Origin of the sequence: Exiguobacterium sp. SH0S7 (assembly GCF_004337195.1) — a bacterium.
Taxonomy (GTDB): domain Bacteria; phylum Bacillota; class Bacilli; order Exiguobacteriales; family Exiguobacteriaceae; genus Exiguobacterium; species Exiguobacterium aurantiacum_A.
In genome coordinates this window covers 62,919-80,571 of record NZ_SJVA01000004.1, presented here as the reverse complement: position 1 = coordinate 80,571, position 17,653 = coordinate 62,919, and the positions used below count along the sequence as shown (strand labels likewise).

Annotated in this window: 19 protein-coding genes; 10 read left to right on the top strand and 9 right to left on the bottom strand. The window is 52.2% G+C overall.

Annotation, left to right across the window (positions count from 1 at the left end):
- Positions 1-157: 157 nt before the first annotated feature.
- Positions 158-1,006: an HAD family hydrolase gene (locus tag EVJ22_RS08565; RefSeq protein ID WP_131443711.1), complete on the bottom strand. Its 849-nt coding sequence runs from the start codon at positions 1,004-1,006 to the stop codon at positions 158-160.
- Positions 1,007-1,172: 166 nt separating this feature from the next.
- Here EVJ22_RS08565 and EVJ22_RS08560 point away from each other — a divergent pair, with 166 nt between their 5' ends.
- The 9 genes from EVJ22_RS08560 (at position 1,173) to EVJ22_RS08520 (ending at position 10,537) form a co-directional block, all read left to right on the top strand.
- The gene (locus tag EVJ22_RS08560) at positions 1,173-2,687 is read left to right on the top strand and encodes a BCCT family transporter (protein WP_131443709.1); all 1,515 of its coding nucleotides are present in this window, start codon (positions 1,173-1,175) and stop codon (positions 2,685-2,687) included.
- Positions 2,688-2,817: 130 nt separating this feature from the next.
- Entirely contained in the window at positions 2,818-3,024 is a 207-nt protein-coding gene (locus tag EVJ22_RS08555) for a helix-turn-helix transcriptional regulator (RefSeq protein ID WP_070329478.1), read from the top strand.
- Entirely contained in the window at positions 3,021-3,719 is a 699-nt protein-coding gene (locus EVJ22_RS08550; RefSeq protein WP_070329444.1) for a DUF3169 family protein, read from the top strand. Before EVJ22_RS08555 ends, EVJ22_RS08550 begins: the two co-directional genes overlap by 4 nt.
- Before the next feature lie 64 nt (positions 3,720-3,783).
- Positions 3,784-5,061 (top strand): kynureninase, encoded by a 1,278-nt coding sequence (gene kynU, locus EVJ22_RS08545; protein WP_071398513.1) that lies wholly within the window; start codon positions 3,784-3,786, stop codon positions 5,059-5,061.
- A gap of 11 nt (positions 5,062-5,072) precedes the next feature.
- Entirely contained in the window at positions 5,073-5,912 is an 840-nt protein-coding gene (gene kynA, locus EVJ22_RS08540; protein WP_070329446.1) for a tryptophan 2,3-dioxygenase, read from the top strand.
- 12 nt (positions 5,913-5,924) lie between these two features.
- On the top strand, positions 5,925-6,551 hold the full coding sequence (kynB, locus tag EVJ22_RS08535) for an arylformamidase (RefSeq protein ID WP_131443707.1): 627 nt from the start codon (positions 5,925-5,927) through the stop codon (positions 6,549-6,551).
- 131 nt (positions 6,552-6,682) lie between these two features.
- Positions 6,683-7,669 (top strand): glycosyltransferase family 2 protein, encoded by a 987-nt coding sequence (locus EVJ22_RS08530; protein ID WP_070329448.1) that lies wholly within the window; start codon positions 6,683-6,685, stop codon positions 7,667-7,669.
- Positions 7,617-8,006, top strand: a complete 390-nt coding sequence (locus tag EVJ22_RS08525; protein ID WP_071398515.1) for a GtrA family protein — start codon at positions 7,617-7,619, stop codon at positions 8,004-8,006. The genes EVJ22_RS08530 and EVJ22_RS08525 overlap by 53 nt, the downstream gene beginning before the upstream one ends.
- On the top strand, positions 8,003-10,537 hold the full coding sequence (locus EVJ22_RS08520) for a YfhO family protein (protein WP_131443705.1): 2,535 nt from the start codon (positions 8,003-8,005) through the stop codon (positions 10,535-10,537). The genes EVJ22_RS08525 and EVJ22_RS08520 overlap by 4 nt, the downstream gene beginning before the upstream one ends.
- Before the next feature lie 98 nt (positions 10,538-10,635).
- Here EVJ22_RS08520 and EVJ22_RS08515 read toward each other — a convergent pair whose 3' ends face one another.
- Positions 10,636-11,190: a GNAT family N-acetyltransferase gene (locus EVJ22_RS08515; protein WP_131443704.1), complete on the bottom strand. Its 555-nt coding sequence runs from the start codon at positions 11,188-11,190 to the stop codon at positions 10,636-10,638.
- Between the two features lie 68 nt (positions 11,191-11,258).
- On the opposite strand from EVJ22_RS08515, the gene EVJ22_RS08510 reads away from it, so the two are divergent.
- Entirely contained in the window at positions 11,259-11,705 is a 447-nt protein-coding gene (locus EVJ22_RS08510) for a DUF4385 domain-containing protein (RefSeq protein WP_131443702.1), read from the top strand.
- Positions 11,706-11,875: 170 nt separating this feature from the next.
- Here the strand turns inward: EVJ22_RS08510 and EVJ22_RS08500 are convergent, their stop codons facing one another.
- The 7 genes from EVJ22_RS08500 to tenA form a co-directional block, all read right to left on the bottom strand.
- Complete coding sequence (locus tag EVJ22_RS08500; protein ID WP_071398519.1) at positions 11,876-12,325, bottom strand: OsmC family protein; 450 nt, start codon at positions 12,323-12,325, stop codon at positions 11,876-11,878.
- Positions 12,326-12,368: 43 nt separating this feature from the next.
- Positions 12,369-13,934 (bottom strand): GGDEF domain-containing protein, encoded by a 1,566-nt coding sequence (locus tag EVJ22_RS08495; RefSeq protein WP_131443700.1) that lies wholly within the window; start codon positions 13,932-13,934, stop codon positions 12,369-12,371.
- A gap of 129 nt (positions 13,935-14,063) precedes the next feature.
- The gene (locus EVJ22_RS08490) at positions 14,064-14,699 is read right to left on the bottom strand and encodes an SDR family oxidoreductase (RefSeq protein ID WP_071398521.1); all 636 of its coding nucleotides are present in this window, start codon (positions 14,697-14,699) and stop codon (positions 14,064-14,066) included.
- Positions 14,700-14,722: 23 nt separating this feature from the next.
- Positions 14,723-15,355: a thiamine phosphate synthase gene (gene thiE, locus EVJ22_RS08485; RefSeq protein ID WP_131443698.1), complete on the bottom strand. Its 633-nt coding sequence runs from the start codon at positions 15,353-15,355 to the stop codon at positions 14,723-14,725.
- Entirely contained in the window at positions 15,333-16,163 is an 831-nt protein-coding gene (thiD, locus tag EVJ22_RS08480) for a bifunctional hydroxymethylpyrimidine kinase/phosphomethylpyrimidine kinase (RefSeq protein ID WP_131443697.1), read from the bottom strand. Before thiD ends, thiE begins: the two co-directional genes overlap by 23 nt.
- Positions 16,160-16,951, bottom strand: a complete 792-nt coding sequence (thiM, locus tag EVJ22_RS08475; protein WP_071398524.1) for a hydroxyethylthiazole kinase — start codon at positions 16,949-16,951, stop codon at positions 16,160-16,162. The genes thiD and thiM overlap by 4 nt, the downstream gene beginning before the upstream one ends.
- Complete coding sequence (tenA, locus tag EVJ22_RS08470; RefSeq protein WP_071398525.1) at positions 16,948-17,622, bottom strand: thiaminase II; 675 nt, start codon at positions 17,620-17,622, stop codon at positions 16,948-16,950. The genes thiM and tenA overlap by 4 nt, the downstream gene beginning before the upstream one ends.
- Between the last annotated feature and the right edge of the window lie 31 nt (positions 17,623-17,653).

Genomic DNA, 17,653 nt, shown 5'->3' with positions numbered 1-17,653 from the left:
CTCGTTTCACCGAGCCGGCCTCGGCCAAACAACGACTGAATCTTTGTTTCATTCGTTGCCCCCTTTCAGCTCAACACGTTGAATGAGGACTACATTAATACAATAGCCGTTCTGCCCAGTGACGAACCCTAGTTCACCATTTCTTCAAAATTTCAGCTCATACATAACGATCAAGCGCATACGCGACTCCATCAGCCTCGACGTCTTTCGTAATATGGGTACTGATATCTTTTAACGGATCGACCGCGTTACCCATCGCAATTCTCGTTTCCGCCACTTCAAACATCGAGATGTCATTCAAGTTGTCCCCAATCGCAACGATTTCTTCTTGCGGGATCTGATGATGCTCGGCGAGCTGCTTCAGCGCCATGCCTTTACTCGCCTTCGGATGTCCGATTTCAATCTTCGTCCATCCCGCCGTCGTGATCAAAATATCAGTCCGCGGCTCGTACAGCTTCCGTAGCTTATGCAGCTTACGACGATCGAACGAATAGATGAACACTTTGTACACTTCATCGGCTTCAAAATCAATCTCGTCAATCGTATCGACGTATGTCAGGCCGAACTGTTCATTTTGAATCTCGATCTCCCGCTCGCCCCACTCTCGGGTGAACGACTGGTCGTGCGGTAACACATCATCTAATTCGCCTTTTAACAAGTCGGTACCCGTGCGCAGCACTTTGACACCAGCGTTCGTATAAAACTCGACGTACGTATCGTGCTCATGCGCCACGTCCCATAACTCCTGAACGACTTGTTCCGGGAGGGCGTGATAGTAAATGCGTTCATTTTCATAAAATGCGATCGCCCCGTTCCCGGAAAGGATCGGACACGTCAACCCGCTCCGTTTTAAAATTTCCTCGATGTCATGGATTGAACGTCCTGACGAGATGGCGACCAAATCACCGCGCTCCTGACGTCGCCGAATCGCTTGTTGATTCGCTTCTGTGATAACACCGGTGCGCGACAATAACGTCCCGTCTAAGTCGATGGCAATCAATTTCATTTAATTCTCTCCTTTCAGCATGTTTGTCTCCATTCTAATTCCCTGATTTGCTCAGTCTCAACTGTCAGATTGCACAGTAAATGAAAACCCCGGTTTCCCACTTTCAAAAATAGGGAATTTATTATTAGTTCTCAATAATATTTGCCCGTTCAGAAAGGAGTTCTTTATGAACATCTCACCTGGAAAACCGCGTTTGAATCGTGTGTTTTACATTTCTGCGAGCATCATTGCCCTGCTCGTCTTATTCGGTGCGATTCGCCCGACATTATTTGCTGATATCGCCGGCAGTATCTTCAACTTCACGACCCGGTCGTTCGGTTGGTTCTACTTACTCGCCGTCTTCTTTTTCGTCCTCTTCTTAATCTTCCTCGCTTTCAGCAAGTACGGAAAGATTCGTCTCGGGGCAGACAGCGACCGACCACAATACCCGTTCTTCACTTGGATCGGAATGTTATTTTCAGCTGGTTTTGGGGTCGGGCTCGTCTTTTGGGGCGTCGCTGAACCGATGAGTCACTTCATCACGCCCCCATATGCGGATACGACCGGATTGACAGTCGAGGGAGCCCGACTCGCCATGGGCTATTCGTTCTTTCACTGGGGCGTCAGTCAGTGGTCCGTCTTCGCCATCGTCGGATTGATCATCGCCTACTTCCAGTTTCGCCGGAACACGGACGGTCGGATCTCGACAAGTTTATCGCCACTCATCAAAGAACGGCCTTACAAACAACCACTCAACCAAACAATCGACATTTTTGCCGTCATCGCGACGGTCATGGGTGTCGCGACGTCGCTCGGGCTCGGCGTTCTGCAAATCAATGGCGGACTGAATAGCGTCTTTGGGTTGCCGAACACAGCACTCGTCCAAGTCCTCATCATCGTCGTATTGACCGCCTTGTTCTTGACGTCGACGACGACCGGTCTCGATCGCGGGATCAAATGGCTAAGTAACATCAACCTCGGAACGGCACTTGTATTGATGGTGTTCGTCTTCTTCGCCGGTCCGACCATCTTCATCTTAGAGACGTTCACGCTCGGGCTTGGCGACTATTTGCAAAACTTTATCCGCTATAGTCTCCGTCTCCAACCTTATCAACAAGGGACGTGGGTACGGGACTGGACGATTTTCTACTGGGCATGGGCCATCGCCTGGTCGCCATTCGTCGGAGCGTTCGTCGCTCGTGTTTCACGAGGCCGTACGATTCGCGAATTCATCGTCGGTGTTCTCGTCGTACCACCGTTCATCGCGCTCATGTGGATTGCCGTGTTCGGCGGGACCGCCCTTCATCTCGACTTGTTTGAAGGGACATCGATCGCCCAGGCAGTCGACGCGGACGTCACGAGCGCCTTGTTCGTCACGTTCGCCGAGCTGCCGTTCAGTTTCATCCTGTCTATCTTGTCGATTTTATTGATTCTCACGTTCTTGATCACGTCGGCCGACTCGGCGACGTACATCATCAGCAGCATGACAACGAACGGAAGCTTGAACCCGCCGCTTTCCGTCCGCATCGTCTGGGGCATCTTGCTAGGTGGCATCGCCGCTGTCCTGCTCATCGCGAGCGGACTCGAAGGGCTACAGACCGCTTCCTTGATCTCGGCCCTGCCGTTCACGATCATTCTAATCTTGATGGTGTACACGCTGTTCAGCTTATTGCGTCAAGAAAACCTTAAAAAAATTAAATAGCCACTTACCCTTTACCTTCTAAATGTGTAAAGGGTTTTTGTGATGAATGACAATGAAACATTTCATATTGACTATTATAGTTGTCATTTTGATTATAATCGTGTACATTAACCTTAACGAGGTGAAGATTATGAAAACAAAATTGAAAGAACTCCGCGCTCGATTTGGCATGAATCAGACTGAACTTGCCAAGCGGGCTCACATCTCACGTCAAACCGTCAGTTTAATTGAACGTGAAGAATTCATGCCATCTTTATTGATTGCCGTGAAAATCGCACGTGTGTTTGAGGAACCCATTGAAGAAGTATTTCAATTTGACGAGGAGGAATTACAATGAAATCATGGTTCAAATTTGGTCTGCAGATGTTTCTCGGCGGAGTGGTCGGTTACACCTTCATGTATGTCTATTTAAACAACGAAACAATTCAAGTCGATTTGACAAAGCTTGTCTTCCCTTTAACATTGCTATTGCTTCTTTCGCTACTCGGACTGATTGCTTGGGGTTTTAGCCGCGTTCAACGTATACGTCGCCTGACGAAACAGCCTTTGACCGGCGATGAAGAAGATGAGGCCGAGGGATACATGTATCAAGCCTATAGTGACGGTTCGCTCGCATCCTCGTTGACGATTATCCTCAGTCTCACCTCGGCTAGCTTTATTTTATTGACCGATCAATCGCCATCGTTTCTCATCGCGACTTTGCTCTCGTTAGCGGTGGGCTCAATCCTTACCTATTCATTGAACACATTATTACCAATCATGTATCCAGAGCGTTCCCTCCCAAAACTGTCAGATCCGGATTATGCACAGCGATTGCTCGACCTCTCCGATGACGGTGAGAAACATGTCATGTTGCAAGGCTTGTACAAGACAAACATCTCGACGACCTCGCTTATGACATTTGCGATTATTTTGTTGCTCGTCTATTCGATTGTGACGGGGGATTCACAATTGTTTTCAATTTTTGTCGTAACATTGATTATGGTATTTACAAACGTTCAATATATACACATCATCCGCTCCAAAAATTGACGCTACCTTTGCGGTTTGCTACGCTTTTGACAGAATTGAACGACACATTTAAGGGGGATACATGATGGTTCAAGATTTCACACGCGGTTATGCGGAGACGCGAGACGCAAGCGACCCGCTCGCACACTACCGGGGAGAGTTTTACTTACCGCAAGACGGGATCTACATGGACGGGAATTCGCTCGGTCTGTTATCGAAACGAGCCGAGAAGACGTTACTCGAGTCGCTCAGTGACTGGAAAGAACTCGGAATCGATGGCTGGATGTCAGGGCGCCATCCGTGGTTCAACCTGTCAGAAGAGCTGGCCGCACTCAACGCGCCGCTCATCGGTGCGAGTGCCGACGAAGTCATGGTCACCGGATCGACGACCGTCAACTTGCACCAGCTCGCCGCCACGTTCTTTAAACCGGTCGGCAAACGGACGAAAATTCTCGCCGATGCGCTGACGTTCCCGTCGGACATTTACGCACTCCAAAGCCAACTCTTGCTACGAGACCTCGATCCGGCCGAGCATCTCGTTCAAGTGCCGAGCCGTGACGGCCGTTATTTAAATGAGGATGACATCATCGCCGCGATGACTGACGACATCGCGCTCATCGTCTTGCCGACGGTGTTATATCGGAGCGGTCAGATTCTTGATATGGCCCGCCTCGCCAAAGCCGCACACGAACGCGACATTTTGATCGGCTTTGATGCGTGCCACTCGGTCGGCGCCATCCCGCACGCGTTTCACGATTGGGGCGTCGACTTCGCCTACTGGTGCAACTATAAGCATTTGAACGGCGGACCAGGAAGCGTCGGTGGGCTGTTCGTCCATGAACGTCATTTCGGGACGACGCCAGGTCTTGCCGGCTGGTTCGGATCACGAAAAGACAAACAGTTCGACATGGACCATACGATGACACCAGCTGAACATGCCGGTGCGTTCCAAATCGGGACACCGCACGTCATGAGCCTCGCGCCACAACTCGGCGCGCTCGAGATGTTCAATGAGGTCGGCATGGAAGCGATTCGTGAGAAGTCGCTCGCCTTAACGACGTATATGACCGAATTGATTGATGAACTGCTCGCACCGCACGGCTTCGTCATCGGCAGCCCGCGCGATGAAAAACGACGTGGTGCCCATTTGAGCCTCGAGCATCCGGAGGCGGCCCGCATCTGTAAAGCGCTCAAACAACATCGCGTCATTCCCGATTTCCGAGCGCCGAACATCATCCGCCTCGCACCGGTCGCGCTCTACAACACGTTCACCGACGTGTACGACGTCGTCATGATCTTGAAGGCAATAATGGACAATAAAGAATACGAGGCGTTCGAGAACGTCCGTGAAGTCGTAGCTTAAGGAGATTAACGATGAGTGAACGTATCGAACATAAAGTCGAGCAATCGATTCAAACTGACTTTTCAAAAGACATGTCGTATGGCGACTATTTACAGCTCGACCCGATCTTATCGAGTCAACATCGCCTGTCGGACCACCACGACGAGATGCTGTTTATCATCATCCACCAGACGAGTGAGTTGTGGATGAAGTTGATCTTGCATGAGTTGGCTGCGGCCGTGACCGCCATCGAAACGGGTGAGCTCGAACGCTCGTTCAAAATGCTCGCCCGCGTCTCGAAAATCCAACAACAACTCATCCAATCGTGGAGCGTCCTCGCGACGCTCACCCCGGCCGAATATTTAGAGTTCCGTGACGAGCTCGGCTCGTCATCTGGCTTCCAATCGTACCAGAACCGCCAGATTGAATTCGCGCTCGGCTTTAAAAATGCACGGACGCTCAGTGTCTATGCCCATGACGAGGCACTCTATCCGCTCCTCGAGGCGTCACTGAACGCACCGAGCATCTATGACGTGACCGCCCGTGAGATGCACCGCCGCGGACTGCATATCGACGCGGACGTGCTCGACCGGGACGTGACGCAGGACTGGGAGTGGAACGAGAGCGTCGAGAACGCTTGGGCCGCCGTGTACCGGGACGTCAACACGTACTGGGACTTGTATGAACTCGGCGAGAAGTTGCTAGACATCGGCAACCAACAACAGATGTGGCGTTTCAATCATATGAGCACGGTCGAACGGATCATCGGTCAAAAAATGGGTACGGGTGGATCGTCCGGCGTGAACTACTTGCGCCGCGTCCTCGACCACCGTTTCTTCCCTGAACTATGGACCGTCCGGACAAAATTGTGAGGAGACATAACGATGACACAATGGATTGACGTATCACAGCCGCTCGACGACTCGATCACGACATGGCCGGGCGACACAAAGTTCCACTACGAGATCGCTTGGCCGATGGCGGACAGTGGCTCCGTCAACGTCGGCAAAGTGACGATGAGTCTACATACAGGCACACATATTGACGCCCCGTTCCATTTTGACGATGCCGGCAAGCGGGTGATCGACCTCGACCCCGGGCTCTACATCGGACCGGTCCGGGTCATTCATTTGCCCGGCCGCCAAAAGATTGAAGCGAGCGATTTGGACGGGTTCGACTTGACCGGTGTCGAGCGCCTCATCCTGAAGACGGACGGCTGGCCGAACAAAGCTGAATTCCCAAGCCAGATCCCGGAACTGACGCCATCCCTCGCTGAGCGGTTGGGACAGCTCGGTATTTATTTGATCGGTCTCGACCTGCCATCGGTCGACGCGATCGACAGTAAAGACATGGACGCCCACCACGCACTCGCGCGGAACGGCGTCCACATCCTCGAAGGACTTGTCCTCGATGCGATCGCGCCCGGGGATTACGAGTTGAACGCCGTCCCGCTACCGATTGTGGAAGGCGATGGTAGCCCGGTGCGCGCATTGCTTCGCTCGATTGACTAACTGATCTTACATCCACTCCATTTTGACGGTGTGGATGTTTTTGTTTTATGTGAAAGGAACCATTGACGCTTGAGTTTGCAACTGTTCGGGAATGGATAATCATCGGAAGTATGTAGAAAGGAGTGTTTTTTATGAAGACGATTTCTTTGGTATTACCTGCCTATAACGAAGAAAAAAACATTCCTCTCCTCTTCGACGCCATCCATGAACAGTTTGACGGCACTCCTTATTCTTATGAAATCTTATTCGTGAATGATGCAAGTTCGGATCGTACACTTGATGTAATTAAATATTTGGCAAAGCGTCATCCTGAAGTGCGTTACATCTCATTCTCGCGAAATTTCGGGAAGGAAGCAGCCATCCTGGCCGGGTTGCAACACGCGGCGGGGGATGCGACGATTTTGATGGATACCGATTTACAGCATCCGCCGTCCCTGATTCCGGACATGGTTGCCGGTTTCGAGCAAGGATTTGATCAAGTCATCGCCAAGCGCGACCGAGCCGGCGAAAGCAGGACTCGAAAACTGGCCTCTCGGACGTATTACAAGCTTATCAACAAAATCGTCGACGTCGAACTCGAGGACGGTGTCGGTGACTTCCGTCTGCTAAGCCGCGAGGCTGTCGACGCTCTCTTACGAATGAACGAGCATCAACGGTTCTCAAAAGGCTTATTCTCGTGGATTGGCATGGAACAAAAGACGATTACTTATCAAAATGTGCTCCGTCAAAACGGCGAGACAAAATGGTCGTTTAGCCAACTATTCAATTACGGTGTCGACGGGTTGATCTCTTTCAATTCGAAACCGCTGCGCTTTTGCTTTTACTCAGGCGTATTGATTTTACTACTGTCGATGCTCTATATTCTGTTGACACTGTTTGACATCATTCAAGACGGTATCGACACACCAGGCTATTTCACGCTCATCTCAGCCATCCTGTTACTTGGTGGAATCCAGCTCGTCAGCCTCGGGATCATCGGTGAGTACGTCGGTCGCATCTATTTTGAGACGAAACGCCGTCCGGCCTACTTGATTCAAGAAACTAACATACAAAGGAAGAGTGCGAATGAACAAGAGAAAGGCCGAGTTTATAAGATTCGTCGCCATTGGGGGAATTAATACTCTTAACTACTATTTGATTTATATGTTGTTTCATCATCTATGGAACACCAGCTATGGGGTCTCTCATGTGGTGGCATTCACGCTCAGCATGATCGCCTCTTTCTTTTTGAACAGTTATTTCACGTTCAAAGTCAAACCGACGCTACGGAAATTTTTGCAGTTTCCGTTGACGCAAGTCGTCAACTTCACAGTCACGACGGTGTGTATTTATTTGCTCGTCGAACAACTGAACGTCTCGACGACGTTGGCCCCGTTGTTCGCCATCTTTATCGCTGTGCCGGCGACGTTCATCGTCACGAGTAAAATTTTGAAACGTGAGCAATCGACAATATGAGACAGTTCAAACTCATCAGTGTTGCGTTGCTCGTGTCGACCATCGCCCACGCTTTTTTCATCTACTATCAATCACAGGGTGGCTTCATCGCCGGACCGAATGACGGCTTATCGCAAATGGTCCCGTTCAAGCATTTCCTTTACGAAACGTTCCATAAAGGGAATCTCGTCTATGCCGAGGACTTCGGCTTCGGCGGCGGTATCCTCACACAACTCGCTTACTACTTTTCGACGTCAGTCGTATTTTGGCTCTCGGTCGCCGTCGTTTCCTTATTTGATGTGCTCGGACTCGTCACACCTGACTTGGACATGTGGTTGCGTCTCGCCTTGATTGTGAGTGTCATCCGGCTCGCTGTCGTCATCGTGTTCGCGACGTATGCGTATCAGTTGTTTAACGTCCGCACACTCCACGCTTTCGTCGGTGCCGTCATTTATGGTGTGTCGGTCATGTACATCCGTCACGTGACGTTTTGGGAGTTTTTTGCGGACGGCTTTTTGTGGGTCCCGCTCCTTGTCATCGGTCTCGAACGCATCATCCGAAACGGTCGCGCCGACTTCTTTATTGTTGTTAGTGCCATCATGCTGATCAATAACTTTTACTTTGCCTACATCAATTTAGTCTTCGTTCTCGTCTATGTCTTGTTCCGACAATTCATTCACCTACCCGAAGATCGGGTCAGTCGTAAACAGCAATGGTTGCTCTATAGCGGATCTGGCGTCATTGCCCTACTTCTGAGTTCATTTGCGTTCATTCCGGCGACTTATGGCTTTTTGCAAAATGAGCGACCATCGCTCGAGCATGAGATTCGTTGGATTCAGCTCGACAATTTGTTATACGATAGCAATCTGCTGATCCTACCGGCCGTCTTCCTACTGTTCGCTCTTTATCGTCCGCTCTACCGTCACGTCACGTTCCGATTGTTTGCGAGCATGAGTCTACTGTTGACCCTACTCCATTTCAGTCCGCATGTCGGTAGCTTCTTCAACGGCTTTTCGGCACCGCAATATCGCTGGGAGTATTTGGCGAGCTTCACGATCGGCGGCATGGTTGCTGTCGGCTTGACGCATTGGCGCTTCGAAAAAACATCATTTTTCAAGGCAGCAGTCGTAACCGTTTTGGCTTATCTCGGTTTTGGGCTATTCGGTAACGCGCCATGGCCAATCGTGTTCGGTATGTTTGCCCTCATGATTTTAACCGTCTTATCGTTTTGGCTTAAACCATTGTTGGCTCCGTACCTCATCATCGCGTCTTGTCTCATCGTGTTCAACGGATATACAAAGTTGGTGCTCCACGATTTGTCGATTATCGATACGAATGAGACGTTCGTGACAAGCGAGCACTACAATAGTGCCGAACAACGGGAACTCATCGACGTCGTCCGTGAAAAAGCCGGACCGCTCGAACGCGTGGACTGGATGATACCGTTGCGAAACAATACACCGATCGTCCAGTCGTTCCTTGGGACGAGCCTATACTCGAGTATTTTGAACGGACATTTGCTCACGTTTTATTGGAGCGACCTTGAAATTGATATGAGACGGGAAAGTGTCAGCCGTTACGGGACACTCGGCAACCGTTCGAACTTACATCATGTGCTGTCGACTCCTTATTGGATGCGTGATAAAGCAATCGCGAGCGAAGCGCCGTACGGCTTCAAACTGCTTGCCGAAACAGAACGTTACGCCGTTTATGAGAGCGCGACCCGCTTGCCGTTCATCCGGACGACATCAAACACGTACAGTCGTGAAGCGCTTAAAGATGTTTCGATGTTGACGCGTGAGCAAGCGATGCTGTCGGGTGTCATCTTAGAAGACGGGAGCGAGACACCGTCCCCAGCGCAAACGATTACGTTTGTGAGTGAGCCTGTCAATGCGGTATGGGAAGATGAGACACTCCAAGTCACCGCTGAAGAAGGCGGAGTCGACTTTATTCCGGACGTCCCAGACTCGGCGACGGGTGATTTGTACGTCTCGTTCAAGATTCGCAAGCTTGAAGGTGATGGTTTCTTCATCCGGCTTGGGAATTACCGGACGACTCGAAAACCAGAAGCGTCGATTTATCGGACCAATCTCACTTCGATGACGCTCCGGACACCTCTCAAGAAAAACGTACCGCTCCGTCTACCGGAAGGAACGTATGTACTTGAAGACGTGACGATCGAGTGGGAAGATTATGCGACACTCGAAGACGCCCTTGAAGAATCGGCTTCTATCCCGGATATTCCGGTCGTTTGGGACGGACCTGACATCGACTTCACGGTTGAAGACGCAACCGAAGGGACATATGCCGTCCTCTCTGTTCCGTATGAACGAGGGTGGAAGGCAACTGTGAACGGAGAGCGACGCGACGTCTTGCAAGCGAACTACGCGTTCAGCGCCATCGCTCTCGACGAAGGTCGAAACGAGGTCGCGTTGACGTATCGTCCGCCGTTCTTCACACTCACGACCGGGCTTACACTCTTCGGAGTTATCTTATTCGGATCTTACCTTGTATTAGCTCGACGTTTACAAACACGGATATTTTTTCGATGATCGCACTGAATCGCTTCTCCGAATGAAGTAACGTCGAAAAGGGCTCGTATGTTGATAGTCAATATACAAGCCCTTTCATATTGATAAAGCCACCATCCTTAGTTAAGCGATGAGCGGTTCATGTAACCTTCACGCGTGATGACATAGACCAAACTCCGAACGGTCCGTCCGTCCAACCGGGTCAGCTCTTGCGTCGTCGTGAACGCATACGTGAAACCGCACTTCTCGACGACACGACGCGACCGGTCATTGAAATCGAAATAACCGCACCAAATTCGTTCGAGGCCGAGGTCGACAAATCCGTGACGAAGCAGCTCACGCACCGCTTCCGGGACGTAGCCTCTCCCCCAATGATCCGGACTGAGCACGTAGCCGATTTCGCGCTGGTTGTCGTGTTGGATATCCGGGTCCGGGCGTCGGTCGTGCAAACCGATACTGCCGATCAGTTCGCCGGTCGCTTTCAACGTGATCGCCCAGACGTCTTGATCTTGCTGGAACATACGGATGACGTCCCGCGTCTCGTCGACGGACTCGTGCGGGGCCCAGCCCGCCATCGGTCCGACCCGCTTATTCTTCGCATAGCGATGCATCGCTTCGGCGTCATCGAGCTGAAACGCTCTGAGCCGTAGCCGTTCTGTGTCTAATTGAATCATGTCAGCTGCTCCTTCGCTCGTTTCCCTCGCCTCCGTTCCGGGAACAACGGAACAGAGGAGGGATGACGATGCCGTTTGATTACGACTTAGATTTTGAGACGATCGATTTCCGAAAACACCCTGAGCTCTATCGCGTCGGACGCGGCGAACAAGGTGTGTTACTCGTCGAGCCTTACAAGAGTGAGATTTTGCCGCACTGGCGCTTTAAGACACCTGCCATCGCCAAACAGTCCGCCGATGAGATCATGGAGCTGTTTGAAGCGTATCGCTCCAACGATGATTTTGTCGGCATGGATATGGCGCGGAAGTTCATCCAGATGGGCCATACCCGGGCCCGTCGTTACGCCAACTATAAAGGTGGCCGCAAGTATAAAGACGACGGCGCTATTCACGATCGCCAAATCGACGAAGAAAAAGCCGAATCGGCACGCATCTTTAAAGTTCGGTGGGACGAGATCCGTGCTGACGAGGACTACTTGAAACGTAAGAAGGCCCATCAGAAACAGTACGGCTAAAAACCATATGGCGCTTCATACGTCCACGCTTGGATCGCGTGGGCGTCTTTTTCTGTCATAGGACGAATTTCCATTTGCGCCTCCTGTCTCACGTCTTACTCCTGTTCGTGTCCTACACGAAAAATCCCTGTCATTTCACAAAAAAAAGGATGGGTTGCCCCATCCTCTCGTTATTTTCGTGTCCATGTCGCCGTGATGTCGACGTCAGCCGTATGCATCAAGTTGTGGATCGGGCACCGGGCCTCGACGCCTTTTTGCAGCGCCTCGATCCGTTCATCCGACTCGGTCGTGTCGAGCACGATGTTGATGTGCACGTTCTCGAAATAAGTCCGGACCCCTTCGACGCCTTGGAAGCCGCGCGGGTCGAGCGTCCCTTCCGTCGCGAACGTCACACCGTCATAGTTAAAGTCCTGGTCTTGCGCGACATAGGCAATCATGATCGTCGTACACGATGATAGCGCCCCGAGTAAGTATTCGAGCGGATTCGGTCCGGCATCGGTCCCGCCGAGACGTTCCGGCTCATCGACAACGAACGGTTGTAAGTCGCGCACATGCACCGTCGTCTTCACGCTCGTCGCTTCGCCCTCGGCCCGCATCGTCACTAATGGTTGTTCTGACATCCCATCTCCTCCTTTTGAAATCACATCTCTACTACCGTTCCCGTTATGTCGGACCGTGTAACGCGTCGTCGTAAATCGCATAGTCATTTTTACCGTGCTGCTTGATTTGATACATCGCTTGGTCCGCCTTATGAATCAACGTGTCCAAATCCATGCCTTGGTCTGGCGCGACGCTGACGCCGATGCTTGCTCGAATCGGGATCACCCCATGCCCTAGTTTGAACGGCCGTTCCAACAACGTCGTCCGCAGCCGCTCCACGAACATGACGATGTCCGCTTCTTCCACGTCCGTCAAATAGATGTAGAACTCGTCACCGCCGACGCGCGACGCGAGCCCGGTGTCCGGTGTCGCTTCTTCGAGCAGAACGCCGAGGTGGATCAAGAAGTCATCGCCGACTTGATGGCCATACGTGTCGTTGACTCCTTTAAACCCGTCAAGGTCGAGGATGACGAGGGCAAGGTTGTCCGCTTGAAGTAACGCTTGATCAGCTTGTTCATAAAAAGCCCGGCGATTGGCGAGCTTCGTGAGCGGGTCGTGATAGGCGAAAAAACGAATCGATTGCTCCGCTTCCTTGAACGTGTGGACATCGCGAATCAAAATCATGCCGTGAATTTTTTGATCGATATAGACGAAGTCACCATCGATAACGACGTATCGTTCTTGTCCGGTCTTCGTCTGAACCTTCGTCTCGAACTCTAAAAACTTCTTTTGGGCCGCGAAGTGCTGTGTATAGTGATCGCACCATTCCTCACGCTTCTTCTCCGGCAATAGGTCGACGAACCGTTCATTGACGACACGGACCGTGTGGAACAACATGCGTGCGGCCGGGTTCGCACTCTCGATTCGGCCAGTATCGTCGACGAGCAGAATGGCCGACGGGTTCAAGTTGTACAACGTCCCGTAGCGCTTGGCGTAAGAGGCGAGAAAATCGAGCCGGTTCATTGCCAAAACGAGCGCCACCGTCCAGACCAAGCCACCGTACATATACGCATAAGGCGGAATGACTCCACGAAATTGGAAGTAACCGAACACGATGTCCCAAATCAAGACAAGTACCGCCGTCAAGATGAGTAGACGCAGCACCCGTTGATGTTCATGCCGTTCTGCTCGTTTGAGCGCATACGCCAACAACAAAATAATCAGGAAATGAAAGACGTTCCCAATCGTCATCGTCGTCAAATAAGAAACGTTGAATTCAGGATAAATCCAGAGCCCGACTTGGTCGAAGCGTTGACTGTTGATGATGTTCTCTTGTCGAATGAACGTCAAAGCAACCGGGATCAACGGTAAGTAGATTGCATACGGGTATACCCATTTCGGCATCTTCGCACCGACGCCCGTCACTTTGACGATGAAATGGACCGAAAAGATAAAGATCAAAATACCGGCATTCCCGAACCAATAGGTGACGAACGCCGGACTCGCTTCGATTGGTGACAAGTGACGGCCGAACTCCGCCAAAAACAGCATTGCGTAACCGAATACGAACAGGCTGAGCAGACGATGCTCGACTTGTCGCGGGTTACGTAACAAGACGTCGAGCGCGAGATGGCTCAACAAGAAAGCCGGCAGTAAATAGGCGGCCATATAGACAAATAACGCGGTCATGAACAGACCCCTTTCTTGAATAGATACGTCTTTACTTTCTCTATCGGCCGCATCAATTCCTTTTTCGAACGGGCTGACACATCACCGCAAAAAAGCGAGCGGATTTTCGAATCCGCTCGCTCACATGATTTATATCGTCTCTTCGATTGCAGTATCACCTTTGACCAAGTCGATGGCTTTGTTTGCCGCTTCTTGTCGACCGATGACATGGGCCAAGAACGCTGCGACATCCGCCCGCGGAATCTCGCCCGTCGACACGTTGTCGATGTTCACTTTGCCTGTACCGGCATCGTCTGTGAGCGCGCCTGGACGGACGATCGTATAGTCGAGTCCACTCTGTTCGAGCAAACGGTCCGCATGATGTTTTGCCACGTAGTACGGTTTCATCGAATCGGGCCATGCCGAGCGATCTTCCGCTTTCAAGGCACTGAGCATCACGAAGTGCTTAATGTTGCCGTTCGCTTGGGCCGCCTCGACACTTTTCGCTGCACCGTCTAGGTCGATGAGTAACGTTTTGTCGGCTCCCGTGCTGCCGCCCGAACCGGCCGCGAACACGACTGCGTCCATGCCGCTCATCGCTTGCTTCAACGTCTCAACGTCACCTTCTAAGTCTCCGAGAACCGCCTGATAGCCGTTCGCTTTGAACTCGTCTAGCTGCTCTTGTTTCCGCACCATCGCGGTGACTTCGTGCTTCCCATCCTGCTTCAATCGTTCTACGAGTTGCTTTCCAATCTGTCCATTCGCTCCAATTACAAATACGTTCATCTGTCTTCCTCCTCAAATAAAATTCAGAGACAAGCGAAACGCCGTGTGGCCATGGCCACGTCCGGTGCAGAAGCAATGGCCGAGATGACAGCTACGCCGTCAGCCCCGTCACGTCGAATCGCTTCGACGTGTTCAGGCATGATTCCACCAATCCCCACGATTGGCAAATGCTGAAACCGGGCTCGCACTTGCCGAATGAGCATCGTTCCATTCACTTCGGCCGCGTCTTGTTTCGACACAGTCGGATGAATCGGTCCAATTCCGACATAATCGGCGTATCTCGAAGCCGTTGCGGCTTGCTCGATCGAGTGGACCGAGACACCGAGCCACTTCTTTGAACCGATTCGCCGACGAACGACTTCGGCTGCTGCGTCCTCTTGTCCGACATGAACTCCGTCCGCATCGAGTTTGATTGCCAGCTCGACGTCATCGTTGACGATGAACGGGACACTGTACTGTCGACAAAGTGTATGCAACGCTCGTGCCATCGCTTCTTTTTTATCCCCATACAGTGGCTCTTTACCTTTTTCGCGAAATTGAAAACATGTCACACCACATTGAAGCGCCGTTTCGACCGTCTGAACGAGATCAAACGTATCCGCCGTGCCGCAAATGAAGTAGAGCTTTAACCGCTCAACGATAGGCGATGGATTCAATGGAAACCACCTCCTTCGGGTGCTTATTGTACGCCCAATGATTTGTCGGTCCATGCCCGCTGCCGATCTGCAATCCGTGGGCGATGGCACTATGGATGAACTGTTTCGCCTTCTGCGCGGCTTCCATAACGGTATGCCCGTTCGCGAGCTCCGCTGTTAGCGCAGCCGAAAACGTGCAACCGGTCCCGTGCGTATCTTTCGTCAGCAACCGTGGCGTCACCATTCGAAACGTATCGGTCTTCGTCATGACTAGGTCTTCGGCGAGAGGACCATCCAAATGACCGCCTTTCAACATGACGACGTTTGCACCGTAAGACAACAAGCGCTCAGCTGCTTTCAGACGATCAGTGAACGTACAAATCGTCAAGCCGGTCAACACTTCAGCTTCAGGGATATTTGGTGTGACGACCGTCGCCATCGGTAACAGCCTCGTCCGTAGCGCGGTGACGGCGTCCCGTTCAAGCAAGGTCGCACCGCCTTTAGCGATCATGACCGGATCGACGACGACATTTTGAAAACGATGCTGCTCGAGCGCGTCAGCTACGATGTCAATCAACTCACGATTGAACAGCATCCCGGTCTTGCACGCCGAGATGATAAAGTCTGATCCGACTGCATCGAGCTGGCGTGCGACGAGGTCGGCGGAGACGGCTTCGACACCGTGCACGCCACGCGTGTTTTGAGCCGTCACCGCGGTCACGACACTCGTGCCAAATACGCCTAATTCTTGAAACGTTTTCAAATCGGCTTGGATTCCGGCTCCCCCGCCAGAGTCCGAACCGGCGATGGTCAAGACTTGAGGCCTCATCGCGCAAACACCTCGATTCGGTCGCTCGGCAGGTCAGTTGACGTCATGGTAGCGAGCGCGTTGAGAAAGTGGATCGGGAAATCCCCAGGACCCGTCGCTGCTTCACTCGCCAACTCGCCGCATCGTGCATATCCGGTGAGCGCGGTCGAGGTTGCCGTCATCACGTCCGGTTCAACAGCAAGGAACGCACCGACGACCGCACTGAGTAGACAGCCGGTGCCTGTGGTCTCTGTCATGAGCGGATGCCCGCCCAAAATTTCTAGCGTGACCGTACCATCGCTCACGAAATCTGTCCTCCCCGTAATCGCGACAACACAGCTAAATCGGTTCGCTGCTCGTTCGGCGAGTTGTTGCGGATGATGTGTGCCGCTTCCGGCGTCGACCCCTTTCGTCGTCCAACCGGCATCGACAAGCGTGGCGACTTCCCCGGCGTTCCCACGGATGACCGTGACGCGGACGTCTCGCAAAATTCGTTCAACGACACCGCGGCGAAATGACGTCGCCCCGACACCGACCGGGTCTAGGACGACAGGACGACCCGACTGATTCGCAGCTTGTCCGGCACGGATCATCGTCGCCTCGGTCATTGCGTCAAGCGTCCCGATGTTCAAGACGAGGGCATCGCTCACGGTCGCCATGTCTGCCACTTCTTCAATCGCATCGGCCATGACCGGGGACGCACCGATGGCGAGCAACCCGTTGGCCGAGAAGTTGGCGACGACGATGTTCGTAATGTTATGGACGAGCGGTCGCTTCAACCGGACGGCTTCCCATAGATCCGGCCTCATCGTCCCACCTCAAGCGGCAGTTCCCACGATTCGAGTGTCCAGGCCATCTCCCAAAACGCGAGCTCATAGTAGCAACTTTTCAAAAACAGCTGCTGATAGCGCATCCGTTCTGACTCCGTCGCTTGTCCCGCCAATTCGTCAAGTCGCTCGATCTGCTCTTCGACGAGTTCACGGAACCATTCCGAACCGTACGTCGCAATCCAAACAGAATAAATCGGATGGTCTGGCTCTGCGTCCTTCAAGCGCTCCCCGATCTCGTAATACACCCAGTAGCATGGAAGAATCGCCGCGAGCACGTCTCCGAGGGTCGGGCCGGCTTGTTGCATATGGAGCGCGTATGCATAAGCCGTCGGAGCTGGTTCGAACGTCGCCCACTCCACGTCACTCACCTTGAGCATCGTAAAAAAGTCCCGATGCAACTCGTGCTCCGCCTCGATCGTATGGAGGGCGTGCGTCAAAAATCGGCTCGCCAGCTCCATCGTCGGGGCAAGTGTAGCGCCCTTCGCCTGTACTTTCGAAAATTGATTCAAGTAGTACGAGTCTTGCATCACGTAATGCCGAAACTTCGCCTCGTCGAGTGTCCCGTCTCCGAGCGCGCGGACGAACGGATGGTGGAAACTCGCCTCAAACAAGGCGTCGGCCTCTTGGCGGATGTGTGCGGTAAATGTCATCGTATTCTCCTCCTTTGTATGAAAAAAGACG